Annotated in this window: 28 protein-coding genes; 12 read left to right on the forward strand and 16 right to left on the reverse strand. The window is 67.1% G+C overall.

The window, feature by feature from the left end; all coding sequences use genetic code 11:
- Nucleotides 1-41: 41 nt before the first annotated feature.
- Nucleotides 42-941 (reverse strand): LysR family transcriptional regulator, encoded by a 900-nt coding sequence (locus VIM12_RS01535; RefSeq protein WP_331939843.1) that lies wholly within the window; start codon nucleotides 939-941, stop codon nucleotides 42-44.
- A gap of 67 nt (nucleotides 942-1008) precedes the next feature.
- Between VIM12_RS01535 and gstA the strand changes: the two genes are divergently transcribed.
- Together gstA and VIM12_RS01545 are read left to right on the forward strand one after the other, a co-directional pair.
- Nucleotides 1009-1617: a glutathione transferase GstA gene (gene gstA / locus VIM12_RS01540; protein WP_331939844.1), complete on the forward strand. Its 609-nt coding sequence runs from the start codon at nucleotides 1009-1011 to the stop codon at nucleotides 1615-1617.
- The gene (locus VIM12_RS01545) at nucleotides 1617-2297 is read left to right on the forward strand and encodes a glutathione S-transferase family protein (RefSeq protein WP_331940092.1); all 681 of its coding nucleotides are present in this window, start codon (nucleotides 1617-1619) and stop codon (nucleotides 2295-2297) included. The genes gstA and VIM12_RS01545 overlap by 1 nt, the downstream gene beginning before the upstream one ends.
- Here the strand turns inward: VIM12_RS01545 and VIM12_RS01550 are convergent, their stop codons facing one another.
- The 5 genes from VIM12_RS01550 to VIM12_RS01570 form a co-directional block, all read right to left on the reverse strand.
- Nucleotides 2298-2873: a DNA-3-methyladenine glycosylase I gene (locus VIM12_RS01550; RefSeq protein WP_331939845.1), complete on the reverse strand. Its 576-nt coding sequence runs from the start codon at nucleotides 2871-2873 to the stop codon at nucleotides 2298-2300.
- Between the two features lie 43 nt (nucleotides 2874-2916).
- On the reverse strand, nucleotides 2917-3852 hold the full coding sequence (locus VIM12_RS01555) for an NAD(P)H-hydrate dehydratase (protein WP_331939846.1): 936 nt from the start codon (nucleotides 3850-3852) through the stop codon (nucleotides 2917-2919).
- A 7-nt stretch (nucleotides 3853-3859) separates the two neighbouring features.
- Nucleotides 3860-4630 carry a histidine phosphatase family protein gene (locus VIM12_RS01560; protein WP_331939847.1) on the reverse strand — a complete coding sequence of 257 codons (771 nt, stop codon included), beginning with the start codon at nucleotides 4628-4630 and terminating at the stop codon, nucleotides 3860-3862.
- A gap of 77 nt (nucleotides 4631-4707) precedes the next feature.
- The gene (locus VIM12_RS01565) at nucleotides 4708-5958 is read right to left on the reverse strand and encodes an Hsp70 family protein (protein WP_331939848.1); all 1251 of its coding nucleotides are present in this window, start codon (nucleotides 5956-5958) and stop codon (nucleotides 4708-4710) included.
- A gap of 36 nt (nucleotides 5959-5994) precedes the next feature.
- Entirely contained in the window at nucleotides 5995-7224 is a 1230-nt protein-coding gene (locus VIM12_RS01570) for a dienelactone hydrolase family protein (RefSeq protein ID WP_331939849.1), read from the reverse strand.
- Between the two features lie 327 nt (nucleotides 7225-7551).
- Between VIM12_RS01570 and VIM12_RS01575 the strand changes: the two genes are divergently transcribed.
- Nucleotides 7552-7803, forward strand: a complete 252-nt coding sequence (locus tag VIM12_RS01575) for a DUF6139 family protein (protein WP_331939850.1) — start codon at nucleotides 7552-7554, stop codon at nucleotides 7801-7803.
- Nucleotides 7804-7837: 34 nt separating this feature from the next.
- Here the strand turns inward: VIM12_RS01575 and VIM12_RS01580 are convergent, their stop codons facing one another.
- Nucleotides 7838-8656 carry a DUF429 domain-containing protein gene (locus tag VIM12_RS01580; protein ID WP_331939851.1) on the reverse strand — a complete coding sequence of 273 codons (819 nt, stop codon included), beginning with the start codon at nucleotides 8654-8656 and terminating at the stop codon, nucleotides 7838-7840.
- A gap of 136 nt (nucleotides 8657-8792) precedes the next feature.
- Here VIM12_RS01580 and cls point away from each other — a divergent pair, with 136 nt between their 5' ends.
- The 5 genes from cls (at nucleotide 8793) to VIM12_RS01605 (ending at nucleotide 14317) form a co-directional block, all read left to right on the forward strand.
- On the forward strand, nucleotides 8793-10214 hold the full coding sequence (gene cls, locus VIM12_RS01585) for a cardiolipin synthase (protein ID WP_331939852.1): 1422 nt from the start codon (nucleotides 8793-8795) through the stop codon (nucleotides 10212-10214).
- Between the two features lie 130 nt (nucleotides 10215-10344).
- Complete coding sequence (locus VIM12_RS01590; RefSeq protein WP_331940093.1) at nucleotides 10345-10752, forward strand: cupin domain-containing protein; 408 nt, start codon at nucleotides 10345-10347, stop codon at nucleotides 10750-10752.
- 222 nt (nucleotides 10753-10974) lie between these two features.
- Nucleotides 10975-12369 carry a sugar dehydrogenase gene (locus VIM12_RS01595; RefSeq protein ID WP_331939853.1) on the forward strand — a complete coding sequence of 465 codons (1395 nt, stop codon included), beginning with the start codon at nucleotides 10975-10977 and terminating at the stop codon, nucleotides 12367-12369.
- A 146-nt stretch (nucleotides 12370-12515) separates the two neighbouring features.
- Nucleotides 12516-13286 carry a DUF2243 domain-containing protein gene (locus VIM12_RS01600; protein ID WP_331939854.1) on the forward strand — a complete coding sequence of 257 codons (771 nt, stop codon included), beginning with the start codon at nucleotides 12516-12518 and terminating at the stop codon, nucleotides 13284-13286.
- On the forward strand, nucleotides 13283-14317 hold the full coding sequence (locus VIM12_RS01605; RefSeq protein WP_331939855.1) for a M28 family peptidase: 1035 nt from the start codon (nucleotides 13283-13285) through the stop codon (nucleotides 14315-14317). The genes VIM12_RS01600 and VIM12_RS01605 overlap by 4 nt, the downstream gene beginning before the upstream one ends.
- 9 nt (nucleotides 14318-14326) lie before the next feature.
- Here the strand turns inward: VIM12_RS01605 and VIM12_RS01610 are convergent, their stop codons facing one another.
- The 5 genes from VIM12_RS01610 to VIM12_RS01630 form a co-directional block, all read right to left on the reverse strand.
- Nucleotides 14327-15898, reverse strand: coding sequence for a methyl-accepting chemotaxis protein (locus VIM12_RS01610; RefSeq protein WP_331939856.1), 1572 nt, complete (start codon nucleotides 15896-15898; stop codon nucleotides 14327-14329).
- A 135-nt stretch (nucleotides 15899-16033) separates the two neighbouring features.
- Nucleotides 16034-16612, reverse strand: coding sequence for a CHRD domain-containing protein (locus VIM12_RS01615; protein ID WP_331939857.1), 579 nt, complete (start codon nucleotides 16610-16612; stop codon nucleotides 16034-16036).
- Nucleotides 16613-16684: 72 nt separating this feature from the next.
- Entirely contained in the window at nucleotides 16685-17092 is a 408-nt protein-coding gene (gene pcaC, locus VIM12_RS01620) for a 4-carboxymuconolactone decarboxylase (protein WP_331939858.1), read from the reverse strand.
- A gap of 25 nt (nucleotides 17093-17117) precedes the next feature.
- Nucleotides 17118-18323, reverse strand: coding sequence for an MFS transporter (locus VIM12_RS01625; protein ID WP_331939859.1), 1206 nt, complete (start codon nucleotides 18321-18323; stop codon nucleotides 17118-17120).
- A 31-nt stretch (nucleotides 18324-18354) separates the two neighbouring features.
- Entirely contained in the window at nucleotides 18355-19242 is an 888-nt protein-coding gene (locus VIM12_RS01630) for a LysR family transcriptional regulator ArgP (RefSeq protein WP_331939860.1), read from the reverse strand.
- A gap of 113 nt (nucleotides 19243-19355) precedes the next feature.
- Here VIM12_RS01630 and VIM12_RS01635 point away from each other — a divergent pair, with 113 nt between their 5' ends.
- On the forward strand, nucleotides 19356-19979 hold the full coding sequence (locus VIM12_RS01635) for a LysE/ArgO family amino acid transporter (protein ID WP_331939861.1): 624 nt from the start codon (nucleotides 19356-19358) through the stop codon (nucleotides 19977-19979).
- 3 nt (nucleotides 19980-19982) lie between these two features.
- Here the strand turns inward: VIM12_RS01635 and VIM12_RS01640 are convergent, their stop codons facing one another.
- Together VIM12_RS01640 and nhaR are read right to left on the reverse strand one after the other, a co-directional pair.
- Nucleotides 19983-20996, reverse strand: coding sequence for an MBL fold metallo-hydrolase (locus VIM12_RS01640; RefSeq protein WP_331939862.1), 1014 nt, complete (start codon nucleotides 20994-20996; stop codon nucleotides 19983-19985).
- A gap of 58 nt (nucleotides 20997-21054) precedes the next feature.
- Nucleotides 21055-21966, reverse strand: coding sequence for a transcriptional activator NhaR (gene nhaR / locus VIM12_RS01645; RefSeq protein ID WP_331939863.1), 912 nt, complete (start codon nucleotides 21964-21966; stop codon nucleotides 21055-21057).
- 152 nt (nucleotides 21967-22118) lie between these two features.
- Here nhaR and VIM12_RS01650 point away from each other — a divergent pair, with 152 nt between their 5' ends.
- The 3 genes from VIM12_RS01650 (at nucleotide 22119) to VIM12_RS01660 (ending at nucleotide 24162) form a co-directional block, all read left to right on the forward strand.
- On the forward strand, nucleotides 22119-22808 hold the full coding sequence (locus tag VIM12_RS01650) for a Bax inhibitor-1/YccA family protein (protein WP_331939864.1): 690 nt from the start codon (nucleotides 22119-22121) through the stop codon (nucleotides 22806-22808).
- 124 nt (nucleotides 22809-22932) lie between these two features.
- Nucleotides 22933-23697, forward strand: a complete 765-nt coding sequence (locus tag VIM12_RS01655; RefSeq protein WP_331939865.1) for a TerC family protein — start codon at nucleotides 22933-22935, stop codon at nucleotides 23695-23697.
- 111 nt (nucleotides 23698-23808) lie between these two features.
- The gene (locus VIM12_RS01660) at nucleotides 23809-24162 is read left to right on the forward strand and encodes a hypothetical protein (RefSeq protein WP_331939866.1); all 354 of its coding nucleotides are present in this window, start codon (nucleotides 23809-23811) and stop codon (nucleotides 24160-24162) included.
- Nucleotides 24163-24166: 4 nt separating this feature from the next.
- On the opposite strand, the gene VIM12_RS01665 is transcribed toward VIM12_RS01660, so the two are convergent.
- Both VIM12_RS01665 and VIM12_RS01670 read right to left on the reverse strand, forming a co-directional pair.
- A complete protein-coding gene (locus VIM12_RS01665; protein ID WP_331939867.1) occupies nucleotides 24167-24361 on the reverse strand; it encodes a hypothetical protein in 195 nt (64 codons plus the stop codon).
- An 83-nt stretch (nucleotides 24362-24444) separates the two neighbouring features.
- A complete protein-coding gene (locus VIM12_RS01670; protein ID WP_331939868.1) occupies nucleotides 24445-25077 on the reverse strand; it encodes a CDP-alcohol phosphatidyltransferase family protein in 633 nt (210 codons plus the stop codon).
- Between the last annotated feature and the right edge of the window lie 172 nt (nucleotides 25078-25249).

A 25249-nucleotide genomic window follows, 5' to 3' on the forward strand; every position in this document is an offset into this window, starting at 1 on the left:
TGCTTGAGGACGCGCAAGCGACCGGCACGGCCGCCTTGCGGTCAGGCAGCCGCGAGCTGCAGGTCCTGCCTCAGGAAGTCGAACAGGAGCCTGACCCGCTGCCAGTGCCTGACCTCCGGATGGGACAGCATCCACAGGTCGGTCTCGAGTTCCGCCACCGGGCCGCCGATCATTTCGACGCGGGGATGGTCGCGCAGCAGGAACAGCGGCGACACGCCGGTCCCGAGTCCGTTGACGATGGCGCCCGCAACCGCGAGCACGCTGTTGCAGCGGATGCGCGGGATCACCTTCGGATAGCGCTGGCGGCGCCAGCGCACCGACGGATGGTCGATGAGCGTGTCGTCGAGGGCGATCCAGTCCGCCCGCTCGAGGTCGAGCGGATGACCATGCCGCGCAAGGTAGTCCTTGCCGGCGAAGACGGCCGACGGAATGCTTCCCAGCCGGCTGCCCACCACCTGCTCGGGCGGCTTGCGGGTGGCGCGGATGGCGACGTCGGCATCGCGCTGGCTGAGGTTGGCCAGCGCATTGCTGGCCAGGAGCTCCAGCTCGATGGCCGGATGCTGGCCGGCGAAGCGCGACAGCGCCGGCAGCAGCAGGCCGTTGAGAATGGTGTCGGTGGTCGTGATGCGCAACAGCCCCGCGGCCTCTCCGCCGCGGCCCCATGCCGCCTCGCGCGCTTCCTGCAGCTGCGACTCGATGCGCTCGGCGTGGACCGCCAGGGTGCGTGCCAGTTCGGTCGGCGCGTATCCCTGGCGGCTGCGCTCGAACAGCGGCCCGCCGAGCGCGCGCTCCAGCCGCCGCACCGAGCGGAACACGGTAGAGGCGTCGACCTTCAGTCGCTCGGCCGCGCCGGCCAGCGTCCTGCCGCGCACCAGCGCCAGCAGCAGCTGGAGGTCGGCCGGGTCGGGCGTCGATTGCATTCCTGCATACGAAGTTTTCATGGATGCCTATTTTCTTTGTACGGTTGCCTACATACAGTAGCACCACCTCAACCGAAAAGGAAACATCATGAAACTCTACTTCACCCCTGGCGTCTGCTCCCTGGCACCCCATATCGCCCTGCGCGAGGCAGGCATCGACGTCCAGCTCGAGAAGGTCGACGACAGTAACCGCGCCGCCTACCGCTCGGTCAACCCGCACGGCTACGTGCCGGCCCTGGAGATCCGGCCCGGCCTGGTGCTGACCGAAGGCCCGGCGATCATGCAGTACATCGCCGACCTCGCGCCCCAGGCCCGCTTGGCCCCCGAGAACGGCAGCATCGACCGCTACCGGCTGCAGTCGTGGCTCAACTTCATCACGACCGAGCTGCACAAGTCGTTCACCCCGCTGTTCAAGCCGGGCATGCCGGCCGAGGCGAAGACCCAGTTCAAGGACCTGATCGGGCAACGCCTCGACTACGTCGAGCAGCGGCTGGCGCAGCATGCGTACCTGCTGGACAGCGGATTCTCGATCGCCGACGCCTACCTGTTCGTGGTAACGGGATGGGCCGGTTTCGTCGGGCTGTCGCTGGACCGCTGGCCGCACATCGTCGCCTTCCGCAAGCGCATTGGCGCGCGTCCGGCGGTGCAGGCGGCGATGCGAGCCGAAGGCCTGCAGCCGCCGGCCGGGGATGCATGATGAAGCCGGTGCTGATCAGCCACCCGCTGTGCCCCTACGTCCAGCGCGCGGTCATCGCGCTGGAGGAGAAGGGCGCCGCCTACGAGCGGGTGGACATCGACCTGGCGGCCAAGCCCAAGTGGTTCCTCGCGTTGTCCCCGCTCGGCAAGACGCCGCTGCTGCGGGTAGGCGAGGAGACGGTGTTCGAGTCGGCGGTGATCTGCGAGTACCTGGAGGACACGCTGGACCCGCCGCTGCATCCGGCCGATCCGCTGCAGCGCGCGCGCAACCGCTCCTGGATGGAGTTCTCGTCTGCCGTCCTCAACGCCATCTGGCGCTTCTATACCGCGCGCGACGAAGCGGGTTACGGGCAGGCGGCTGCGGCGCTGCGGGACATGTTCCTGCAGGTGGAGGCGGCCCTCGGGGACGGACCGTATTTCAACGGCGAGGCGTTCTCGCTGGTGGATGCCGCCTTCGCCCCGGCCTGGCGCTACTTCGAGGTGTTCGACGCCGCCGGCGGCGTCGACCTCATGGCGGGACTGCCGAAGCTGCAGGCCTGGCGCGCCGCCCTCGCCGCCCGTCCGTCGGTGCGCAACGCGGTCGGTCCGGACTATCCGGCGCTGCTGCGGGCATTCGTGATCAGGCAGGACGGCATGCTGGGCGGACTGCTGCGCGAGCGGACCGGCGACTCGCCGCGGTGATCACGCTTGCGCCGGATGCCGGAAGCAGGCGGGGGCGTGGTCGTTGACCATGCCGACCGCCTGCATGTAGGCATAGATGATGGTGGAGCCGACGAACTTGAAGCCGCGCTTGCCGAGGTCCTTCGATATGCGATCCGACAGCGCGGTCTTCGCCGGCGTCGTGCCCGGCGCCCAGGTGTTGACGATCGGCTTGTCGTTCACGTACGCCCACAGGAAGGGCGCGAGGCCGCCGGCCTCGTCCCTCAGTACCAGGTAGGCGCGGGCATTGCCGATCGTCGCCGCGACCTTGAGCCGGTTGCGGATGATGCCGGGGTCGGCCAGCAATGCGGCGACCTTGGCGTCGTCGTAACGCGCGATCTTCTCCGCATCCCAGCCGTCGAACACCTTGCGGTAGTGCTCGCGCTTGTTGAGTACGGTCTCCCAGCTGAGCCCGGCCTGCGCGCCTTCGAGGTTGAGCATCTCGAACAGGCGGTTCTCGTCGCGGCAAGGCACGCCCCATTCCTCGTCATGGTAGGCAAGGTAGCGGGGATTGGCGGGATTGGCCCAGGCGCAGCGGTGCGGATTGTCAGTGGTCATGGCGGCAAGCGGGAGACGTCCCCTCGGGACGATGGCGCCGATTCTACCGCGCCGCCAGTCCATGCATCAGTGCCGGCACCTCGGCGGCCAGTTCGCGCGCCAGGTAGCCCAGCGTCCCGTGCTGCTGCGCGAGCCGTTCGCCGGCGCGCGCGTGCAGCGCCACCGCCCAGGCGGCGGCCTGCTCCAGCGGCGCCCCGCGCGCAGCGAGGCCGGCGATGACGCCGGCCAGGACGTCGCCCGAGCCGGAGACGGCAAGGCCGACGTTGCCGCCCTCGTGCCGCCAGAGCTGGCCGGAGGGTGCGGCGATCCAGGTTATCGCCCCCTTCAGCGCAATCAACGCATTCCACCGGCGCGCCGCCTGCAGCGCGGCTTCCATCGGATTGGCCAGCACCGTGTCCTTGTCGAGCGATGCGAGGTGCGCCATCTCGCCCGGATGCGGCGTCAGCAACGCCGGCGATCCGAAGCTGGCAATGAACTTCTGCTGCGCATGGTGGCAGGCATCGACCGCCTGCAGCTGGCGCCGCACGACGCTCATGGCGGCGGCGTCCAGGATCAGTCGCGCCTGCCCGAGGTGGGGCATCAGCGCCATCACGAAGGCGCAGGTCGCCTGTTCATCCTGCAGGCCCGGTCCGATCAGCACCGCGTCGTAGCGCGCGGCAAGCGGGCCGATGGTCTCCGCCGCGGCGGGCGCGATGCCGCCGGCGGCCGTCTCCGGCAATTCGACCACCCGGGTCTCGGGTATGGCGAACGCCAGCGGCTGGGCGATGCCGGCGACGGTGGCGACCGTGACCTTGCCGGCGCCCGCGCGCAGGGCGGCGGTGGCCGACAGCAGCGCGGCCCCCGGGATCTCGCGCGAACCGGCGATCACCAGCACCCGCCCGCGCTCCTCCTTGTCGCCTTCGCGGGCCGGCATCGGCAGCGGCCATGCCCGCAGCAGCGCGTCGTTGATCGAGCGGGGCGTGCTTGTGTCTCCGGTCATGCCATCCTCAGGACTTGGGTGCGGCCGGCACGTCCGGCTCGACGGTGACCGGGGCCCCGGCCTCCCTCAATGGCGCGACAAAGTTCACCAGGCGCGGCACCAGCTTGCCGCGCCGGCCGCGCGCAGGGTCGAATTCATACGAGGTCACGCTGCAGTTGGGCACGTCGGCCATGCGGTCGACGTCCAGGATCTGCTGTTCGTCCATCCGCTCCAGGAGGTAGCGGAAGCAGTTGACGATGACCTGGTGGCCGACGATGAGCACCCGCTCGCCGCGGTATTCGCGGCTGATGGTGTCGAGCACGCTGCGCAGCCGCAGGATCACGTCGCACCAGCTTTCGCCGCCGGGCGGCCGGAAATAGAACTTGCCGACATGGGCGCGCTGCTCGTGCAGCTCGGGGTATTTCTGCATGATGCCGTGCTTGGTCAGCCGGTCGAGGATGCCGAACTCCTTCTCGCGCAAGCGCTCGTCGACGGTGAAGCTGATCTCCTCGCGCTCGATGCCGGCAGCCTCGAGTGCGATGCGGGCAGTGTCACGGGCCCGCACGTAGGACGAGCACAGCACCACGTTCGGCCGCTGCCCGGGCGGCATCTGCCCGAACCAGTGGCCGAGCGCCTCGGCCTGGCGCTTCCCCAGCATCGACAGCGGGGTGTCGATGTCGCGCGTGGCGATGTCGATGAGCGGCAGGCCGGCGGCCTCCGCCGCATCGCGCGCGACGTTGCCGGCGCTCTGCCCGTGGCGGACGATCCAGATTTGTTGCGGCCATTTCTGTTCGAGCATCTGCAATCCCCATGCAATGCATGAAATGACAATGGGGCCTTGCTGAAGTTTCTGTTCATGCGAAACGGCAAGACGTTTCAGGAAAAGCGCCTGCCCGCGTCCAGCGCCAGGCCGGCGCCGATGCTGCCGAACAAGTCTCCCTCGACCGCGCGCGCGGCGGGCAGCAGCGCACGGATGCGCGCGCGCAGCAGCGGCACGCCGCTGGAGCCGCCGGTGAAGTACAGGGTGTCCACCTTGTCGCGGGCAATGCCGCTGCGCTGCAGCAACGCGGCGACGGCACCGGCAACGCTGTCGACCAGCTCGCCGACCGCCTGCTCGAAGACCGGGCGCTGCAGCCGCAGCGCGGTATCCGGCGAGAGCCGCTCCAGCGGCAGCAGGCTTTCGTCGGCCTGCGACAGGGCGATCTTTCCCTCTTCCATCTTCATCGCCAGCCAGTGGCCGTCGCGCTGCGACACCAGCCGCAGCAGCCGCTCGATCTTGTCGGGTTCGCGCGCGTCGCGCCGCACGTCCTGCAGCTCGGTCCAGACCTTGCGGGTATAGGCGAGATTGATGGTGTGCCAGGTCGCCAGGTTGAAGTAGTAGCTCGACGGCACTTCATTGCCGTTGGCCATGACGGAACGGTAGCCGAGCATCGGCATCGCGCTGGACAGGCTGAGGTATTTGTCGAAGTCGGTGCCCCCGACGTGCACCCCGGCGGTGGCGAGAATGTCCTCGCGGCGGTCCGGGCCGCTGCGGCCGGGTCCCAGCCGCACCAGGGAAAAGTCCGAGGTGCCGCCGCCGATGTCGGCCACCAGCACCAGTTCCTCGCGCGTGATGCCGGCCTCGTAGGCGAAAGCGGCGGCGATCGGCTCGTACTGGAAATGGATATCGCGGAAGCCGGCCGCGTGGCCAATCTCGCGCAGGGTGTCCTCGGCCAGCCGGTCGGCGGCTTCGTCGTCGTCGACGAAGTGGACCGGACGGCCGAACACCGCATGCTCGAAGCGGCTGCCGGTCGCGTGTTCACCGCGTCGCTTCAGCTCGCGCAGGAACTGCTCCAGCAATTCGCGAAAGCGCAGCGCCCTTCCGTTGACCTCGGTATAGCCATCCATCAGGCCGCTGCCGAGCAGGCTCTTCAGCGAACGCATCAGGCGGCCTTCATGGCCTTCCAGGTAATCGGCAAGCGCGGCGCGCCCGAAGCTGACGGTGTTGTCATCGGCGTTGAAGAAGACGACGGAAGGCAGGGTTGGCCTGCCGTCCTCGAGGGGCAGCAGCAGCGGCTGCCCGGGCCGGCGGCAGCCGATGGTGGAGTTGGAGGTGCCGAAATCGACACCGCATGCGGCAAGGGTCATGGTCATCCTTCTGAGGGACGACCATGATACGCGCGATCAGGGGCCGGTAATGGCCGCGGTAGGCGCAGCGACCGGATTGGCGGAGGCGGTCACCGGCTGCGCCTCGTTGGCCCAGACCACATGGTTGTCGACGGCATAGAGGCGGCAGGGTTCGCTGCTGTGCTTCTGGCAGTCGGACAGCGCCTGGTACACCGGGTCGTCCCCCTCCTCCGCCCAGCTCCAGGCGCCGGTCGGCGATACGGCGAACGCACGGCGTCCGGTCTTGCTCAGGAAGACGCGGTACTGTTCACGCGCGTTGCCGCGCAGGTAGGGAATGGCGTCCAAATTGTCGATCGACGCATATTCGACCTCGGGGATCTTGACCTCGTCCGCCAGCGCAAACACGGTCTCGGTCGGCATGCCGACCTGTCGCAGGAAGCGCTCCGTCTCCGGCCACCAGATCTGGACACCGTCGCGGCTCGCGCTCATGCCGTGCGCATCCTTCTTGAACGGGCCGAAGGCGACCAGCTGCGCCTGTCCACCGGCCTGGGTATAGGCCTGGTACAGGCGGGACGCCAGTTCCGGCCCGAAGTGATTGTCGTTCTGGCCGTAGAACCAGAGGCTGGGGAGGCGGCTCTGCCCGCCGTAGGCGGCAAAGGCGTCCACCAGCGACTGCTCCCAGCGGCAGCTGCCGCCGTGCATCTTGAGACCGCCGGCGAAATTGATCAGCGCGCGCACGCCGGGCACCTGCTGCGTGCCGAAGGCCAGCGCGGTGAGCCCGCCATAGGACTGCCCGGCCACGATCATGTGCTCGCTGTCGGCCCAGGCCTGCGTCTGCAGCCAGGCGACGGTGCTCTGCAGGTCTTCCGCCTGCTGATTGCCGTGCGCGGTCATGTTGCAGCCGGGATCGACGTATTCGCCGCTGGATTTGGAGAAGCCCTTGCGCATCGGGATGACGACGGCGTAGCCGCGTTTGACGAATTCGCGGCTCAGGACGACGAAGCGGTCGCGGCTCTGGTTGCGCGGATTGCCGAGCGCCTTGCCGTGATTCATGATGACGATCGGGAACGGACCGTCGCCGGTCGGGCGGAATACGGTGGTCTCCAGCTCGATCGCGGCGTTGCCGGCAGCGGCAGGCACCATGACGACCTGCTCGTTGAATGCGGTTTCGAGGAGTTGCGCCTGGGCGCCGGTAGCGAAGAGGCTTGCAGCGATGGCGAACAGGCCGAGAAACTTGCCGAGCTTACCGCGCTTCGTCGCGTCTTGATTCTGATGCAGTTCTGACATACGTCCGGTACACGTCGAAGGAATAACATCGGCCCGCGTGGCGGACCGCCGGAGTGCCGCGCGTCAATCTTGACCTGCGACAACGTTACCCATTCTAAAGACCGGATTCCTGTGGTCAATGCATGTTTATGCAACTCCGAAACATTTATTTACGGATTCATTGTGATGTGATCAACGAACGGCCGCATCCATGAAAGTACTGGCAAGAAAAGCAGGATGGGGGGGAACGGTTGGGGACGTTGCATGAAGGACCTGCGCGGATGAAAGGCGCAACCTTTGCGTTGTCCGAGGGTCAATCCCGGACACTGTTTTTATAAGGATGGAACCATGAAAGTCGACGTGTACAAACGCCCTGACACCAATGGAAAATATTCCTACCTGGCCGTGCCCCAGGGCAGGCCGATTCCCGAGGAAGCCACCGCGGTGGATTGGGAGACCGCGGAACACAACATCGACCTCGACCCGGACAACCAGTCGATCGACGGCATGTCGGCCGATGATGCGCTCGCCCAGATCAGCGCAAAGGGGTATGCGATTTCGAGCGTGAAGTCGCACGCGGGGAGCAGCTCCCGCGCCTGAGGCCCGGTACCGGGTGCGACCGACCCGGTTCTCCTCATCCGGTCTCGTCGTGCGCGGCGCCCGCCGTCCAGCCTTCGACGGGATCCATCCTCTCAGGCATGCCGAAGCGCGCCCGCCGCGCAGCCCAGGCGGCGGCGACCGCGCACAGCACGGCATCGAGCAGATCCGCAGTGCCGTCTTCCAGCACTTCTGCCGACAGCCCCGCTTCCATGCGTACCCGGATGCCGAACGGATGCGTGTCCTGCAACAGCGACTGCAATATCGCCACGCGCGCTTGCCGTCGCGCTGGCGTCTGGCGAGCCCGCTCGTCGCTCTTATATGAGGCACGCGTAACCGCGCGCGCGAGCAGGCCCGGGTAGGCCTCGAGTGCAATGCGATCCGGATCGCCGTCGTGCAGCCCGAACACCGTCACCCCGGCCTGCAGCAGCCGCCGCGTCCCCTCGTGGAACATGTAGGCGACCGGCGGATTCACCCATTTCATCGAGGGACTGGATCCAGCCGGGCGATCGGTGGCGCGGTGTGCAAACTTGCTGCCCGCCGGCCGGCCGTCGCAATACGCCTTGAAGATGGCGCGCAGGGCGGCGCGATCGATCGCCGCACAATGGCGGACCAGCGCGTCCCACTCCCCGGGCCATCCGAGAAAGTCGACCAGCTCGCGCGACAGCCCGAACGGAAAATCGAAGCCGCCGATCCAGTTGCCCGGCTGCGCAAGCCATGCTTCATAAGAGGCCCAGTCGGGATGCCGGACCAGGCGCTCGATCCGCAACAGTGTGCCGTCGGCGACGCCGTGGGCGACGGTGATCGGTTTGGCCTTGCGGGGAGCGGAAGTGAAATCGACGCCGATGATGTTCATGGACGCAGTGTAAGCGAGCCGTTCCCGGGAAGGCATGCCGCCATGGCATGCTCTACTTCAATCCTTGTGCGCATTGCCGGAATTATCTGAACAAGGAACAACTCCAACGCTTGAATCAATAACAACAAGGCACGTCGTGGCCCGCCCCAGCGCATCCTCCTCCCTGCTCGCACGCGGCAGCGTGCTGCTTGTTGCATGGCTGCTCGCCGCCTGCGCCAGCCTGCCCGAGGTCAGTTACCTGCGTGACCGCCAGCTCCTGCCCGGCCAGGCGCCGACGGTGGTCACCGCGAACGGCGGCGAGATATCGAGAAAAAAGACCCAGGCCATGCTGGACCGCATGGAAGCGCGCGCCGGGGCGACCGACATCCTCGCGCGCCACGCCGCGGTCGAGGAAGCCATCAGCGGCCGTCCGCTGATCTCCGGCAACAAGGTGCTGCTGCTGGACGACGGTCCGGCGACAATGCGCGCGATGATGGACGCGGTGCGCGGAGCCCGGCGGCACATCAATCTCGAGACCTATATCATCGAAGCGGACGAGGTCGGAAACGCGCTCGCCGCATTGCTGATCGACAAGCGTCGCGCCGGCGTCGACGTCAACCTGATCTATGACAGCGTCGGTTCGCTTGGCACGCCGCCGGAATTCTTCGAGCGTCTTCGCGCGGCCGGCGTGCGGGTGCTGGAGTTCAATCCCGTCAACCCGGCGAATGCCCGTCGCGGCTGGGACATCAACCAGCGCGACCACCGCAAGGTGCTCGTCGTCGATGGCCGGATTGCCTTCACCGGCGGCGTCAACATCAGCCGCGTGTACGGCAAGAGCTCGTTCCTGCCGAGCCGCCGCAGCGCCCCTGCCCCGAACGATGCGCAGGAAGCTGCCTGGCGCGACACCCACATGCAGATCGAGGGACCGGCGGTGGCGGAATTCCAGCGCATGTTCCTCGATACCTGGCAGCGCCAGTCCGGTGCGGCGCTGCCCGACGCCAATTTCTTTCCGCCACTGAAGGCGGAAGGCCGCGCACTGTTGCGCGCCATCGCCAGCACGCCCGACCGCGGTGACTATGCGGTGTACAAGACCTACGTCTCCGCCATCGCCAGCGCCGACCGCAACGTCTTCCTGACGACCGCGTACTTCGTTCCGGACCAGCAGGTGGTGCAGGCGATGGTCGACGCCGCCCGGCGGGGCGTCGACGTGCGCATCATCTTCCCCAGCTTCACCGATGTCGGCATGCTGCTGTATGCCGGCCGCTCCTACTATGACCAGTTGCTTGAGGCAGGCATCAGGATCTACGAGCGCAAGGCGGCCATGCTCCATGCGAAGACCGCCGTCATCGACGGCGTCTGGTCCACCATCGGCTCGACCAATCTCGACATGCGCAGCTTCCTGCACAATGACGAAGTCAACGCGGTGGTGCTGGATGTCGATTTCGCTGCGCGCATGGAAGACCTGTTCCGCCGCGACCTGCAGGATTCGGTCGAGGTGACTGCCGCGCAGTGGCGGAACCGCGGCCTGCAGCATCGCCTGAAGGAATGGACGGCGCGCCTGCTCGAATACTGGCTGTAGGTCCGGCGCCGGGCCGCCGCCGCCTTTTCCGCGCCGTCGGTCACGGTGCCGTCACGCGGGGTCATCCTCTTATAATCGGTGCGTTCGCACCGCGAACGCCAAGCCAATCAAAGAGAGGATGACCATGAAAATGAAAACGACCGCGCTGATGTTGCTGGCCTGCCTGGGGGGCTTCGCCGCCCTTCCCGCTGCCCATTCCCAGGGCAGCGGCATCAAGCGAGAGATGGTGCAGCGCGCCGACCTTTCGGTCCCCGGCCGCGAAGCGATCGTGGCGCGGGTGGAAGTATCTCCCGGCGTGATGGCGGGCCGGCACAGCCATCACGGCGAGGAGATCAGCTACGTGATCGAGGGTGAAGGCGAGTTGCTGATCGACGGCGAGCCGGCGCGCAAGCTGAAAGCCGGCGACGCATTTGTTATTCCCGCCGGCAAGGTGCACGATGCGCGCAACACCGGCAGCGGGCCTTTCAAGCTGGTCGGCGTGTTCGTCGTCGAGAAGGACAAGCCGCTCGCCGTGCCCGCCGCCGCGCCCGCCAAATAACGCTTCGCCCCTGGTGCAACCGCTGGCCGGTTGCACTGTCCACCCTTCACCTGCCGGCCCGTCCGGCAACGCCGATTTCCTCCGCAACATGCCTGCGGCCCGCGCTCGGGCTGCACGGTCCCGATGTGTCTCAATTTTGCTCTCACGCCTGAACCAAAGCGGCAGGCGAATATCCGAATTCTGTATCAAATTCGAATCAATAGAGAGACTACCGGAATGAAAATGACCTCGAACACGATGGCGCGCCCAACCCCTGCGCGCTGGCTTGGCATGCTCCTGTGCGCTGCTTTCCTGAACGGCTGCGGCGGCGGTGGCGGCGGCGGCGACAGCACCGCCGACAGCGCCGCCGACAGCGGCGCGACCGCGCGGCAGGCGACGGCGGCATCCGTATCCCAGCCGCTTGAATCTCCCGAAACACTGCGCGGCGGGCTGATCAATAACGAACGCAACCTGACCGTGCCGCCGGGCTTCGGCATACGGGTGTGGGCACGGCTAGACAAGCCCCGCTTCATGGCGCTGGCGCCGAACGGCGACGTGCTGGTCTCGGTGCCGAGTGAAGGCCGTATCGCGCTGCTGCGCGAGCGGCCCAACGACACGCCGGAGGAGTTCACCTTTGCCGGCGGCCTGAACCAGCCGCACGACATGGTCTTCCATACCATCGGCAACACTACCTGGCTGTATGTGGCCGAATCCAACCGGATCACCCGCTCGGTTTACCGTTCGGGAGAGACGGCGACGGCGGAGCGGCAGACCGTCGTGGGCGACCTGCCCGATGCTTCGCTTTCGGAGCTGCGCGGCACCTATGAGCATGCATTGAAGAACATCGCGCTGTCGCCCGACGACAAGCTGTATGTATCGATCGCCTCCGCCTGCAATGCCTGCGCGGAGGACACGACCGCCGATCCGGTGCGCGGCGCGATCTACCAGTACAGTGCGGACGGCAAGGACGGGCGGCTGTTCGCGCGCGGCATCCGCAACGCCGAGGGCCTGGATTTCCTGCCCGGCACCAGCACGCTCTGGGTGGCGGTCAACAACCGGGACCAGTTGCGCGTGCCTACCGACACCGATATCGACGGCGACGGCGAGAGCGATCGCGGCAAGCAGCTGCCGCAGTACATTGACGAGAATCCCATCGAGCCTTTCACATCGGTACGGGATGGCGGCAACTACGGCTGGCCGTTCTGCAACGCGCAGCCGAACCCCACGATGAGCAACCTGGACTCGGTGTTCGACCTGGACCTGAATCCGGACAACAGCGTGCTCGACTGCGCCGCGATCGACCGTCCGGCCAAAGGCATGCGGGCGCATTCCGCGCCGCTCGGGTTCAGCTTCCTGCACCGCAGCGGCGTACCGGAAGCCTACCGCCGCGGCGCGGCAGTCGCGCAGCACGGCTGCTGGAACTGCAGCAGCCTACGCGCCGGCTACAAGGTCACCTATTTCCCCTTCGATGCCAGCGGTAACGCCGGCGCCGAGATCGACCTCGTGACCGGTTTCGTCACCGATCCCGACGCCCGCTCGGCCTGGGGCCGCCCGGTGGACGTGATCGCCGATGCCCGCGGCAACCTGCTCATCTCCGACGACCTGGCCGGCGCGATCTACCAGCTGTATCCAAAGTAGCGCGGCAGCTCTTACAGGCAGACCGGGTAAGCATTACAGCGGGGAAGCCGGCCGCGGCCGGGGTACGTCGGCATCGCGGCGCCCCCGGTCGCATGGCATGCTAACTGCATCGGCGGCGGTGGTCATCCCGCTTCCGGAGTGGTGAAATGAACGTACTTCGCCTGCAACGCTTCGGTGGCGCCGGCTTCCTGCTGGGCTTCGCATCGGGCGGTTTCTTCGACGGCATCCTGCTGCACCAGATCCTGCAGTGGCACCACCTGCTGAGCGCGGTTCCCTCCGCGCCCTTCGACGACCTGCGCGTGCAGATCCTTGCGGACGGCGCCTTTCATGGCGTGATGTACCTGGTCGCCGCCGTCGGGCTGTGGAAACTGCTGCGGGCGCACCGGGCGCTGGCCGCCCCGGGAGCCGGCCGTGATCTTGCCGCCCATGCGCTCATCGGCTTCGGCAGCTGGCACGTGGTCGACGGCGTCCTTTCGCACTGGCTGCTGGGCATCCACCGGATCCGCATGGACGTTCCCAACCCGCTGTTCTGGGACCTGCTCTGGTTCACGCTGTTCGGCATCCTGTTCATTGCGGGCGGCGTAGCGCTCCTGCGCCAGCGCGCCGCTGCCGAGTCGCGCATGTACGGCTGGGTCGCGCCCTTGCTCGCAGTGGCCGCCCTGACCGCCGGGGCGTTCGCTGCCCGCATGCCCGACAACGGCAGCGTTACGGTCGTGCTGCGCCCCGGCGCCGCGCCGGCCGATCTGCTGAAAGGCCTGGACGAGGACGCGCGGGTGGTATGGAGCAGCGCCGGCGGCGAGGTCTGGGTGCTGGCGCTGGAACGGCCGCGCGACGCCTACCGGCTGTATGCCCACGGCGCGCTGCTGGTCAGCGGCACCGTGCTGCCGGCCGGCTGCAGTGCATGGATCACCTCATGAGGAATCCCTTCCGCGGGTGGCGGGCGACCGCCGGCGGCGCCGTGCTTGCGCCCCTGCTGGGGGCGGTGGCGCTGGCGGGAAGCGGCGCCGGCTACATGCTGAAGATGCCAGGCCAGAGCTACCCGGGGGCGCTGCCCGCGCCGACGGCCGAGGAGAAGCTGCTGGCGCAACGCCTGCATGCGCACGTGGAGCGTCTCGCCCGCAGCGAACGCAATACTTCCCGGCCGGCGGACCTGGAAGCCGCGGCCGAGTATCTCGAAACAACCCTGTCCGGCTTCGGCCTCTCGGTGCGCGAGCAGGCATTCATGGCCGACGGTGTCAGGGTGCGCAACCTGGAAGTCTCCATTCCGCCGCGGGCGCCGCGGCTGCAGGCGCCGCCGGTGCTGGTGGTGGGGGCGCACTACGACTCCGCCCGGGGCACGCCTGGGGCCAATGACAATGCCAGCGGCTGCGCGGCGTTGCTGGAGCTCGCACGCGGCCTGCACAACGCGCCGCCGGTACACGGCCACGAGATCCGGCTGGTCCTGTTCGTGAATGAGGAAGCGCCCTACTTCGGCACCGGCGAAATGGGCAGCCTGGTGCATGCGCGCGAACTGCGCAAGCGGGGCGAGAAGGTGACCGGCATGCTGTCGCTGGAGACGATGGGCTACTACGCGCAGCAGAAGGGAAGCCAGCGTTACCCGAAGCCGCTCGACCGCATTTATCCCGACACCGGCAACTTCCTCGGCTTCGTCGCCGATCTCGGCTCGCGCGACCTGCTGCACCGGGTCATCCAGGCCTTTCGCGGCCATGCGAGCCTGCCTTCCGAAGGCGTCGCCGCGCCGGCTTCGCTGCGGGGCGTCGACTGGTCCGATCACTGGGCCTACCGGCAAGCGGGGTTTCCCGCGCTGATGGTCACCGACACCGCCTTCTACCGCTATCCGTACTATCACACTCCGGAAGACACGGCGGACAAGCTCGACTACGAAAGACTGGCGCTGGCGGTACGCGGACTGGAACTGTCCCTGCGCGCGATGACCGCCGCCGACTGAAGCCCGCTCTCATTGCGCAGGCGAGTCGCCAAAGCGGAACATGGCCACCGCCTGCGTCAGTCGGGACGCCTGTTCCGCGAGGGATTCCGCCGCCGCGGCGGCCTGCTCGACCAGCGCCGCGTTCTGCTGCGTGCCTTCGTCCATCTGCGCGATCGCGCGGTTGACCTGCTCGATGCCGGCATCCTGTTCGGCGCTGGCGGTCGAGATATCGGCCATCAGCGTCGTCACCCCCTGCACCGCCTGCACGATCCCGCTCATCGTTTCCCCGGCCTGCCCGACCAGCGCCATGCCGTCGTCGACCTTGTGCACGGCGCTGTCGATCAACTGCTTGATTTCCTTCGCGGCGCCGGCGCTGCGCTGCGCCAGTCCGCGCACCTCGGCCGCCACCACCGCGAAGCCGCGGCCCTGCTCGCCGGCGCGGGCAGCCTCGACGGCCGCATTGAGCGCCAGCAGGTTGGTCTGGAATGCAATGCCGTCGATGATGCCGACGATGTCCATCACCTTCTTCGATGCGGCGCTGATGTCCTCCATCGTGCGCACCACCTCGCGCATGGTGTCGCCGCCGCGGCCCGCGATCGCCGATGCCTCGACGCCGAGCCGGTGCGCGCCGGCCGCATGGCTTGCCGTCTGCTTCACTGCGCTCGCCAGTTCCTCCATGCTCGAGGCGGTCTCTTCCAGGCTGGCGGCCTGCGCCTCGGTGCGGCTCGACAGGCCGTGGTTGCCGAGCGCGATTTCGCGGCTGCCGGTGTGGATGCCGCCGACGTTGTCGCGGACGTCGCCGATCACGGCCTGCAGGTTGACGTTCATCTGCTGCAGCGCATTGAGCATCTGTCCCAGCTGGTCGCGCCCGCCGCTGCCGAAGCGGGCGGTCATGTCGCCGCTGGCGATGTGCCTGGCGGCGTCCGTCGCCGCGTCGATCGGCCTCACCAGACCGGCATGCAGGGATCGCCAGGCAAGGATGCAGGCCAGCACGCCCGCGCCCCCAAGCCCGCCCGCCTGCACGGCAGGCGCCCCCTCCGCCACGGCAACCGCCGCCAGGACCGCGGTCAGCACCGCCGGCAATCCCAGGCCGAGGCCGAGCCGCATGCCGGTGGACAGCTGCAGCAATTCCGCAAAGGTCCCGCGCCAGCCGGTTCGCACGACAGCGCCGTGGCGTAACGCCACGCCGGTATCGCCGTCGCCCATGCGCCGGTAAAGCGCATCGGCCGCCGCCACCTGGTCGTTGCTGGGACGCGTCCGCACCGACAGGTAGCCAACCACCCGTCCCGCTTCGCGTACCGGCGTCACGTTGGCCTGCACCCAGTAGAAGTCACCATCCTTGCGGCGGTTCTTGACCATGCCGGTCCACGGAATCTCCGCCTTCAGGCAGCGCCAAAGATCGGCAAACGCCGCCGGCGGCATGTCGGGATGCCGCACCAGGTTGTGCGGCGCGCCGAGCAGTTCATCTTCGCAGAAGCCGCTGACCTCGATGAAATACGGGTTGACGTACGTGATCCTGCCCTTGAGGTCAGTCTTCGACACGATGGACACGCCGTCCCGCAGTTGATATTCACGGGCGGTGACGGGCAGGTTGGTACGCATTGCAATTGCTCTCCTCTTTTGGCCCGGCGCACCTGGTCCCGCCGCCGAACGTGTTTCCATATAGCAACGTTTATAGCGGATGCGGGAGGCTTTTGGATTTGATCCAGATCAAAAAGGAATAAGGGTGGGCGCGCGTCAGAAGCCGAAGCTCAGGCCAAGACCGACGCCCGATCTGCCGCCGTGCCACCAGTCTTCATAGTCGTCCAGCTGGCGCAACTGTTCCGCCAGCAGCAGCGACTGTGGCGCCGCCTGTTGCAACGCGAGCACATGCTCCTGCGGCGGGAAGGCACGGAACAGCCGGCCGCGGATCTCGCCGGCCGGGTAGGTTGCGGTGTGCACGTCGAAGTAGAAATTACCGACTTCAAGGGCACGCAACTGTGCGTCGCTGAGCACGACGCTCGCCTGCCACACTGCCGTTGCGCCAACCCTGCCCAGCGGCGCCACGACCGTTCCGCCGCCGCCGGACGCGTCATGCAGGTGGACTTCGGTCGGCGTGACGTCGGGGCTGTAGACGCTGGCGATAAGCAGGCCGCCGTCCCAGTCGAACGTGGCCGCCCCGCTCGCCAGTGCGGTACTGCCGTTTGCCGGCACCTGTTCCTCGCCGTTGAGGATGGTGGCGGTGACAAGGGGAACGTCGTCGTCGTGGCCGCCGCAGGCGGCAAGCAGACAGGCTGCGCACAGCGCAGCCATGAACCGGTGCAAGAACATGGCCATGACAAGTCCTCCTCGGCAGGGCGCCTGCGACGCGGCGCTTCACCGGGGCCATGCAGGGAACGTGCCTGCGCCCTAGTCCTTGGCGGAGCGCGATGCCTGCCAGGCGGCGACCACTTCCTGCGCCGTGCGGAAGGCGTCGACCGCCAGCGGCGCGCCGCAATAGACGGCCGCGTGCAGCAGCACTTCGCGGATCTCCTCCGGCGTGGCGCCGTTGTTCAGCGCGCCCCGCAGATGGCCCTTGAGTTCCTGGGCGCGCCCGAGCGCGGTCAGCATCGATACGGTGATGAGGCTGCGTGTCTTCATGTCCAGGCCGTCGCGGCACCAGACCGTGCCCCAGGCGTTGCGGGTGACGAACTCCTGCAGCGGCATCGTGAAGTCGTCGGCCCCGGCAAAGGCGCGCTCCACGAAGTCTTCCCCCATCACCTGCTTGCGCTTCTGCAAGCCCTGCTCGAACTGCTCGTCCTGCTGCGTCTTGTCCATCGGCTGCCTCCGTTGAAAGCGCCGATTATAGGTCCGGCGCAGAGGCGGCGGCGCGCGCGTGGGTCGGCCCGGTCGCCGCCATGAAGCACAGCAGCGAGAACAGCGACACGGCGAGCATGATGCCGAGCAGCCAGACAGGCGACGGGTTCCAACCGACAATGGCTGCCGCCGCCAGCGGGCCGGCGGCCTTGGCCACCAGCGCCGGCCCGCCCAGCGCGCCCGCGATCGCGCCGTAGTTGTCGCGCCCGAACAATTCCTGCGGCAGGGTGCCGCGCACGATGGTCAACACGCCGTTGCTGGCGCCGTACAGCATGCAGAACAGGGCCACCGCCGGCTGGTGCTCGCCGAAGAACAGCAGCGCCAGCAGCGCCGCCGGCAACACGGCAAAGGTCAGCTTGCCGACGGTCTGCGCACGCAGCCGCGACGCGAAGGCCAGCTCGGCGATACGCCCGGCGACCTGCATCGGGCCGATCAGCGTGGACACCAGCACCGCGGCGGTCGCGCTATGGCCGAGCCGCTGCAGCAGCGGGATCAGGTGCACCGCCAGCCCGGAGAAGATGAACAGGTTGCAGGAGAAGGCGATTGCCAGCTTCCAGAAGGCCGGCGTGCGCAGCGCCTCGCCCAGTGTGGCTCCCGCGGCATCCGGTTTCGCATGCCGGCGCCGCGGCCCGGGGGCACCGAGCAGCAGGTGCGCCGGCGCGCACAGCAACAGCTGCACGGCGGCATAGATCAGCAGCGTGTCGCGCCAGCCGACCAGCTGGTTCAGCTTCAGCGTCAGCGGCCAGAACACCGTGCTCGCCAGTCCGCCGAACAGCGTGAGCAGGGAGATGCCCTTGCGCGCCGCATGCAGGAACTCCCGGTTGATGGTGGCGAACGCCGCCTCGTACAGCACGGCTGCCATGGCGACGCCGACCAGGCTCCAGCCGAGGAAGTATCCGGACAGAGACGCGCTGCTGCCCACCAGCGCCATGCCCGCTGCCGCCAGCACCGAACCGCACGCCATCACCGTCCTGCCGCCGAAACGGTCGATCAGCATGCCGGCCGGCGTCGCGGCCAGCCCGGCCAGCAACAGGCTCCAGGAATAGGCCCCGAACACCGCTTCCGTGCGCCATCCGAGTTCGCGCTCGATGTCGTTCGCCAGGATCGCGAACGCATAGAACAGCGACCCCCAGGAGACGAGCTGTGTCAGGGCGAGCAGGCGGACGATGCGCCAGGGTTCCTTGCTGGACATGACCGCAGTGTAGCGCGGCGCCGCCGGGACGTCACCGCAGCAGCCGCCGCGCGCTGTCCACCACCGCGGCCGACAGCCGCTCCATGCGCGGGGCCTGCACCTTCCAGCAGTGCCAGTACAGCGCGACGTCCACCGCGCGCTGCGGCGCCAGGTCGACCAGCCTGCCCTCCGCGCACAGCGCATGCGCCTGCAGCTCCGGCAGCATGCCCCAGCCCAGGCCGAGGGCGATCGCCTGCATGAACGGTTCGGACGCGGGAATCGCATGGACCGGATAGGCGCCGTCGGGAAGGCCGAAGTGGCGCTGCAGGAAATCGGCCTGCAGCCGGTCCTTGCGGTTGAAAGCGACCACCGGCGCCTTGCGCGCCGCTGCCCTGGTCATGCCTTGCGCGAACCATTCGGCGCGGAAGGCGGGCGACGCCATGCAGCGGTAGCGCATGCTCCCCAGCGGCGCCGCCGTGCAGCCGCGCATCGCCTGCGCCTCGGTCGAGATGCAGCCAAGGGCGAGGCCGGCCTCCAGCAACGCGTAGGTGTGGTCCTGGTCGTCGACCACGAGGTCGAGCAGGATACGCTCGCGCCGCAGGAAGGGCGCCAGCGCCGGCAGTAGCCAGCTTCCCAGGGTATCGGCATTCACCGCGATCGCCAGCGCCACGGGAAGGTCCTCCCGCTTGTCCAGGTCGGCCTGCAGGTCCTGCTCCAGCGCCCGCACGCGCAGCAGGAATTGCAGCAGTCGGCGGCCGGACGACGTCGGACGGCAGGGCCGGCTGCGCACCACCAGCGGTTCGCCCAGCGTGGTCTCGAGCGCACGCACGCGCTGCGACACGGCGGAAGGCGTGATGTGCAGTATCTCCGCCGCCCGCTCGAAGCTGCCACTTTGCAGCACCGCCTGCAGGGCCGCGCACTGCCTGCCGTCGAGATCCATCGCCTCCCCCTCGCTTTCTTAAAAATTGCTAAGCATTGCCCAATTCTACTTAATGCGCTTAATGGAAGACGGACGACAGGGCAGAATGCGGACATGCCAACACAGGAGGATGCATGCTGTCGAGTTACCTCAAGGGCCTCGGCCTCGGCGCCGGACTGATCCTCGCGATCGGATCGCAGAATGCGCATGTGCTGCGGATGGGATTGCTGCGCCGGCGGGTCGGCCTCGTGGTCGCGGTCTGCATGCTGTGCGAGGCAATGCTGATCGCCGGCGGCGTGGCAGGCGTCGGGGGCGCGGTGCAGGCCAACCCGACCTTGCTGGCTGCAGCACGCTGGGGCGGCGCCCTCTTTCTTGCCGCCTATGGCTTGCGTGCATGGCGCAACGCTTTTCGTAGCGGGGCGCTGCATCCCCGCGAGCACGCCGGGGATGACGGCAGCCTGCGCGGCGCCCTGGCGGCGACGCTTGCCGTCACCCTGCTCAATCCGCATGTGTACCTGGACACGGTCGTGCTTCTCGGCGCCGTCGGCGGCCAGCAGGGCGACCAGGGGAAGTGGTGGTTTGCGCTCGGCGCGATGTGTGCCGCCTTTGCCTGGTTTCCGCTGCTCGGCTATGGCGCGCGCCTGCTGGCGCCGTGGTTCGCGCGTCCGGCCGCATGGAGGATGCTGGACGGCTGCATCGGCCTCGTCATGCTGGCACTCGCGGCGGGACTGGTTGCCGACGCCCGTGCGGCAGGCTGAGCATCAGGGCTTGCGCAGGCGGAACTTGTAGGTATCGCCGTGCTTCAGGTAGGTGACCTTGCCGTCCAGCCCGGCCGCCTTCACCTCCTGCTGAAACTCGGAAAGCGGCGACTTGAACACGTCGTAATCGTTGTAGTGGATCGGGATGGCGTGGTGGGGCGCCACCAGCTGCAGCATCTTCACGCCGTCCTTGCCATCCATCGTCACCTTGACCACGCCGAGGATGCGGGTGCCGCCCAGATGCAGCAGCGCGAGGTCGATATCCGGATAGCGGCGCGGAATGGCCTCGATGTCCTCGTAGACGAGGGTGTCGCCGCTGATGTACATGCGGTAGCGCGGGGCGTTGGCGCCGGCCTCGAACTCCAGCATCGACCCCATGGTTTCCGGTAGCGCGACCGCCCCGCCCGGCGGCCCGTGCCGCGCCGGCATGCCGGTGATGCGCAGGGTGGTCCCGCCCTTGCGGACCAGCAGCGAGTCCCAGTGGCGCAGCGCGTGGCGCTTTTCGAAGCCCAGCTCGCGCAGGCCTTCCGCCGCCTCCGGCGTCGTCACGATAGGCACATCGCGCCGCATCTTCTGCTGCACCAGCTGGTCGAAATGGTCGCCGTGCAGGTGCGACAGCAGCACCAGGTCGATGGCGGGAAGCTTGTCGAACGGGATCGCGGGATCGGTGAGGCGCTGTGACTTGAGGCCGTAGCCGAGGTGCACATGGTCGCCCTTGTGCAGGAAATTGGGATCGGTGAGGATGGTGAGGTCGCCGTAGCGGATCAGCACCGTGGCGTTGCCGATGAACTGGACCGTTCCGCCCGTCGCCGCCCGCGCCGGCTTCGCGGACGCCGCCAGTTCCAGCGTCGTCTCGACCGGAGCCCGGGTCTCTCCCTGCGATGGCGTCTGTTGCGAAGGTTGGGACTGTTGCGGCTGTTGCGGTTGCTGTTGCCCGTCCTGGGCGTAGGGCCCCGGCGCAATGCAGTACAGGAGTGCCGCGAGCAGCGCGGCATGACGGATCGGTGGTCGGCGCACGTTCTCTCCCGGTTTGTACTTTCGTCCGGGTTCGAGCAGCGCGCCGCCGCGCAAGTTCCTACCCGCGTCCGAACACGCCGCCGTGGCTTGCACTGAGGATCGCTTCGATCGCCGGATGCTTGATCTTGCGCTCGTTGGAGATCGCATAGAACTGCTCATGCACGGCAGTCAGCTCGCCGACCGCGACCGCACCAAATTCCTCCTTCACCGCCTCCCCCAGCGCGGACGACGCCGGAAACAGCCCGAGGCCATGGCTGCCGAAAGTGTTGAGCAGTGCATTGTCGTCGAACTCGCCGACCACGTCCGGCCGCACGTCATGCGTCTCGAACCAGTGGTCGATCCGGCCGCGCACCGCGTGGTTGCGCGTCGGCAGCAGCACGGGCGCCCCCTTCAAGCTGCCGGGGAAGCCGGCAATGTAGCGTTCTGCAAGCTCGGGCCTGCCGAACAGCGAGATGTCGCTTTCCCCCAGCAGGTGGCTGAAGACCCGCAGCGTGGTGCCGGATGGAACCGGACGGTCGGTCAGCACCACATCCAGTTTATGCACCGAGAGATCGCCGAGCAGGGATTCGAAGTCGTCCTCGTGGCACACCAGCTTCACCTTCTGGGGCAGCTTGAGCGCTGCTTCGAGCAGGCGCGAGGCGGTCAGCTTGGGCAGCGAGTCGGACAGCCCGACCGTCAGCCGCATGGTCTTGCCGATGTCCGCTTCGGTCAGCACTTCCTGCAGCTGCTCGCCCAGCAGAAAGATCTGGTCGGCGTAGGAAAGGGCAATGCGGCCGGCTTCCGTCAGCACCAGCCGGCGGCCCTGCGGCGCCAGCAGGGACTTGCCGATTGATTGTTCGAGCAGCGCGATCTGCGCGCTGATGGTCTGGATCGCCACGTCGAGGCGCTCGGCCGCGCGGGTGACGCTGCCCTCCTTGGCCACCACCCAGAAATAGTAGAGGTGGCGAAAATTGAGGCCGGTGGTCTTCATACTGTATTTTCCGAAGTCATTGTCCGTTTATGTTCGCTTTTCCGAACACAGCATGCCCTTATATCATGTCTGCCATGATTTGACAGGAGGGTCCCGATGCAAGAGATGCAATTTCACGGCTTGACTGTTTCAACATCACGAAAGGACATATCATGAACGACCGCCATACCCCGCTGCGCAGCACCGCCTTTGGAGCTGCCGCTTCCACCGCCGTCATCGACGGCAGCGCCCGCAGGGTGCTGCGCAACACCTACCTGCTGCTGTCCCTGACGCTGGGCTTCAGCGCCCTGGTCGCCGGCGCCGCCGCCGCCCTGCAGCTGCCCCGCCCGGGTATCCTGCTGACGCTGGCGGGCTATTTCGGCCTGCTCTTCCTGGTCACGCGCTATCGTGACCGCGGCCTCGGCGTCGCCCTGGTGTTCGCCCTGACCGGCTTCATGGGCTACACCCTGGGCCCGGTCATCAGCCACTACCTGAGCATGCCCAACGGCAGCCAGACGGTCATGCTGGCCATGGGCGGCACCGCCGCGGTCTTCGTCGCCCTGTCGGCCTACGCGACGACGACGCGACGCGACCTGTCCTTCATGGGCGGCTTCCTGACGGTCGGCATCCTCGTTGCCTTCCTGGCCGGCCTGGCGGCAGTGTTCCTGCAGATCCCGGCGCTGTCGCTGACCGTCTCCGCCGTGTTCGTGCTGCTGATGTCGGGCCTGATCCTGTACGAGACCAACCAGATCGTGCGGGGCGGCGAGACCAACTACGTGATGGCGACGGTCAGCCTGTTCGTGGCGATCTTCAACCTGTTCACGAGCCTGCTGCACCTGCTCGGTTTCGCCAGCAACGAGTAAACGGTACCCGATACCGATCCAGGCGGCGCCATCCGGCGCCGCCTTTTTCAAACCAGAGCGGCTTCTCACAGTCCAAGCCTGGCAGGACTGTGAGAAATCGTTCGTTTACGCAAAGGAAAATCACATGGTCGAACTGCTCGCCGATCCGCAGGTATGGATCGCATTCTTCACGCTCACCGCACTCGAACTGGTGCTCGGCATCGACAACATCATCTTCATTTCCATCCTCGTCGACAAGCTTCCCAAGGAAAGGCAGGAATTCACCCGCCGCCTCGGCCTGTTCCTGGCGATGTTCATGCGTATCGGCCTGCTGCTGACCCTGTCGTGGATCGTCAGCATGACGCAGCCGCTGTTCACGGTGCTCGGGCAGGGCTTCTCGGGACGCGACCTGGTGCTGCTGCTGGGCGGCCTGTTCCTGCTGTACAAGAGCGTCGGCGAGATCCATGAATCCTTCGAGGGTGCGACCGGGACCAAGCAGAGCGCCGTGAAGGCCACCTTTACCGGCATCGTGTTGCAGATCGTGGTGATTGACCTGGTGTTCTCGTTGGACTCCATCATTACCGCCGTCGGCATGGTCGACCAGATCGAGGTGATGATCGCGGCAGTCATCGTGTCCGTGGCCCTGATGATGTTCTTTGCGGGCCCGATTGGCCGCTTCGTGTCCGAGCATCCGACGATCAAGATGCTGGCGCTGTCCTTCCTGGTAGTGGTGTCGGTGGTGCTGATTGCCGAAGGTTTCGGCCATCACATCCCGAAGGGATATATCTACAGCGCGATGGCGTTCTCGGTCGTCGTTGAAATGCTGAATATCAGGATGCGCAGGCATTCGACCCGCGCCGACCTGGAGAACACCCGGTACGCGCCGGATGAAGCGGAGAAGTCGCAGTAACCTTGTCCGGGACAGGGCGGAGCTTGCGCGAAATCAAGCTCCGTTCGCGTTGGATGTTCGGAAGATGTTTCGCCAAGGCAAAATTGCTCGTTCTTGAACAGGGAGCATCTGATGAGAAAAAAATCCGGACTGGTCGATCAGGCCAACTACACGCCGAACCATTTGCTCGACACGCTGATGGAAAAACTCGAGGCCGGCAGCGACGCCGCGCTGGCGCGCATGCTGCATATCCCGCCCTCGACGATCAGCAAGATCCGCCACAAGCAGGTGGCGGTCAACTCCGCATTGCTGCTGGCGGCGCACGAGGCAACCGAGATCAGCATCCGTGAACTGCGGCTGATGATGGGGGATACGAATACCCGCTACTGGCTCGGCAACATGGGGCACGGCCTGCCCGAGCGCAAGTCCACGCCGGTGCGGGCCTACCGCACCCAGCGCCGCCACGACCAGGCGGCGCACGCCTGAAGGATCAGGCCCGGGTCTCGTCGGAATCAGGCTCCTGCGTGACTCCGGCGCCGCCGGGTGCGCCAGCATCATCGCCCGCGGGTGCGGCGCGCCGATCGGCTGTGCCACGCGGGGTTGCGCGGCGCTCCGCCATCCTGCGTTCCCTGAATTTGTTCAGGTCGTAGCTTACCTGCTCGAACGGCGTTTCCTGGCGTGTCATCTGGTTCTCCTGTTCCAAGTGGCACGAGTCTAGAGCAAGGCGGGGTGCCCGGTTTGAGCGGCAGCAAGGGTCGGAGGCGGCGCTCAGACCTTCGGAATCCGGAATGTCTTGCTGATCATCAGGCTGCCCGATAGCACGAACAGCAGCGAAAGCGGATGCAGCACGCCGCCGGGAAGCTGCCATTCTCCCCAATACAGCGCATTCCCGATCCGCCCCTGCCAGGCAGCAAATGCCAGGATCGCGGTCAGCAGCACGCTGGTCGGGATCGGGGTGCCTTCAAAGTACTTCACCTTGTCGCCGCCTTCCGCGAGGCTTTCCGCCGTCACGTTGAAACGTGCCAGCCGACTCACGCCGCAGCAGACGAAGTAGATCAGCGCGACCCAGTCCCACAAGCCGCCCATGCCGGCTGCAAATGCCAGCGCCGCCGGCGCCACGCCGAAGGAGATCACGTCGGCGAGCGAGTCGAGTTCGCGCCCGAGTGCAGAATGCTGCCGCCGCCACCGGGCGATCCGTCCGTCCAGCACGTCGAAGAGGAAGGCTGCCGGTGCCATCGCCGCCGCCGCCAGGAAGTGCACCTGCTCCCTGCTGCTCAGGTAGAGCATCGCCAGGAACACGCCGGCCACGCCGCAGGCGGCGTTGGCCAGCGTGAAGAAGTCCGCGAGGTGGAAGCCGCGGATCATGGAAAAATGCTTGGGGGCGCGTGCGGATGAGGGCATTGCTTGCTCCGGCTGACAGTAAGGACCTGCTTGCAACGGGACTGGGTAATGCGGCTGCACAGGTAGGAGGAGCATGCGCAGGGGAAGGTTCCCATCCAGGCCCGCCCGCTTCGCGCAAGCATGGGCGGACGCAAAGTCAAGTCCCTGCAAGGTCATCGCGCGACGCGCATAA

It is taken from the genome of Noviherbaspirillum sp. (assembly GCF_036563305.1).
In the GTDB taxonomy this organism is placed as follows: Bacteria; Pseudomonadota; Gammaproteobacteria; order Burkholderiales; family Burkholderiaceae_D; genus Noviherbaspirillum.

Coding starts and splice junctions, on each gene's coding strand:
- VIM12_RS01660 (WP_331939866.1), top strand. CDS start 23,809: ATGAGAAAAAAATCCGGACTGGTCGATCAGGCCAACTACACGCCGAAC.
- VIM12_RS01550 (WP_331939845.1), bottom strand. CDS start 2,873: ATGACCACTGACAATCCGCACCGCTGCGCCTGGGCCAATCCCGCCAAT.
- nhaR (WP_331939863.1), bottom strand. CDS start 21,966: ATGAAGACCACCGGCCTCAATTTTCGCCACCTCTACTATTTCTGGGTG.
- VIM12_RS01650 (WP_331939864.1), top strand. CDS start 22,119: ATGAACGACCGCCATACCCCGCTGCGCAGCACCGCCTTTGGAGCTGCC.
- VIM12_RS01590 (WP_331940093.1), top strand. CDS start 10,345: ATGAAAACGACCGCGCTGATGTTGCTGGCCTGCCTGGGGGGCTTCGCC.
- VIM12_RS01615 (WP_331939857.1), bottom strand. CDS start 16,612: ATGGCCATGTTCTTGCACCGGTTCATGGCTGCGCTGTGCGCAGCCTGT.
- VIM12_RS01610 (WP_331939856.1), bottom strand. CDS start 15,898: ATGCGTACCAACCTGCCCGTCACCGCCCGTGAATATCAACTGCGGGAC.
- gstA (WP_331939844.1), top strand. CDS start 1,009: ATGAAACTCTACTTCACCCCTGGCGTCTGCTCCCTGGCACCCCATATC.
- VIM12_RS01575 (WP_331939850.1), top strand. CDS start 7,552: ATGAAAGTCGACGTGTACAAACGCCCTGACACCAATGGAAAATATTCC.
- VIM12_RS01605 (WP_331939855.1), top strand. CDS start 13,283: ATGAGGAATCCCTTCCGCGGGTGGCGGGCGACCGCCGGCGGCGCCGTG.
- VIM12_RS01655 (WP_331939865.1), top strand. CDS start 22,933: ATGGTCGAACTGCTCGCCGATCCGCAGGTATGGATCGCATTCTTCACG.
- VIM12_RS01555 (WP_331939846.1), bottom strand. CDS start 3,852: ATGACCGGAGACACAAGCACGCCCCGCTCGATCAACGACGCGCTGCTG.
- VIM12_RS01570 (WP_331939849.1), bottom strand. CDS start 7,224: ATGTCAGAACTGCATCAGAATCAAGACGCGACGAAGCGCGGTAAGCTC.
- VIM12_RS01600 (WP_331939854.1), top strand. CDS start 12,516: ATGAACGTACTTCGCCTGCAACGCTTCGGTGGCGCCGGCTTCCTGCTG.
- VIM12_RS01625 (WP_331939859.1), bottom strand. CDS start 18,323: ATGTCCAGCAAGGAACCCTGGCGCATCGTCCGCCTGCTCGCCCTGACA.
- VIM12_RS01560 (WP_331939847.1), bottom strand. CDS start 4,630: ATGCTCGAACAGAAATGGCCGCAACAAATCTGGATCGTCCGCCACGGG.
- pcaC (WP_331939858.1), bottom strand. CDS start 17,092: ATGGACAAGACGCAGCAGGACGAGCAGTTCGAGCAGGGCTTGCAGAAG.
- VIM12_RS01535 (WP_331939843.1), bottom strand. CDS start 941: ATGAAAACTTCGTATGCAGGAATGCAATCGACGCCCGACCCGGCCGAC.
- VIM12_RS01630 (WP_331939860.1), bottom strand. CDS start 19,242: ATGGATCTCGACGGCAGGCAGTGCGCGGCCCTGCAGGCGGTGCTGCAA.
- VIM12_RS01595 (WP_331939853.1), top strand. CDS start 10,975: ATGACCTCGAACACGATGGCGCGCCCAACCCCTGCGCGCTGGCTTGGC.
- VIM12_RS01670 (WP_331939868.1), bottom strand. CDS start 25,077: ATGCCCTCATCCGCACGCGCCCCCAAGCATTTTTCCATGATCCGCGGC.
- VIM12_RS01565 (WP_331939848.1), bottom strand. CDS start 5,958: ATGACCCTTGCCGCATGCGGTGTCGATTTCGGCACCTCCAACTCCACC.
- VIM12_RS01665 (WP_331939867.1), bottom strand. CDS start 24,361: ATGACACGCCAGGAAACGCCGTTCGAGCAGGTAAGCTACGACCTGAAC.
- VIM12_RS01635 (WP_331939861.1), top strand. CDS start 19,356: ATGCTGTCGAGTTACCTCAAGGGCCTCGGCCTCGGCGCCGGACTGATC.
- VIM12_RS01580 (WP_331939851.1), bottom strand. CDS start 8,656: ATGAACATCATCGGCGTCGATTTCACTTCCGCTCCCCGCAAGGCCAAA.
- VIM12_RS01545 (WP_331940092.1), top strand. CDS start 1,617: ATGAAGCCGGTGCTGATCAGCCACCCGCTGTGCCCCTACGTCCAGCGC.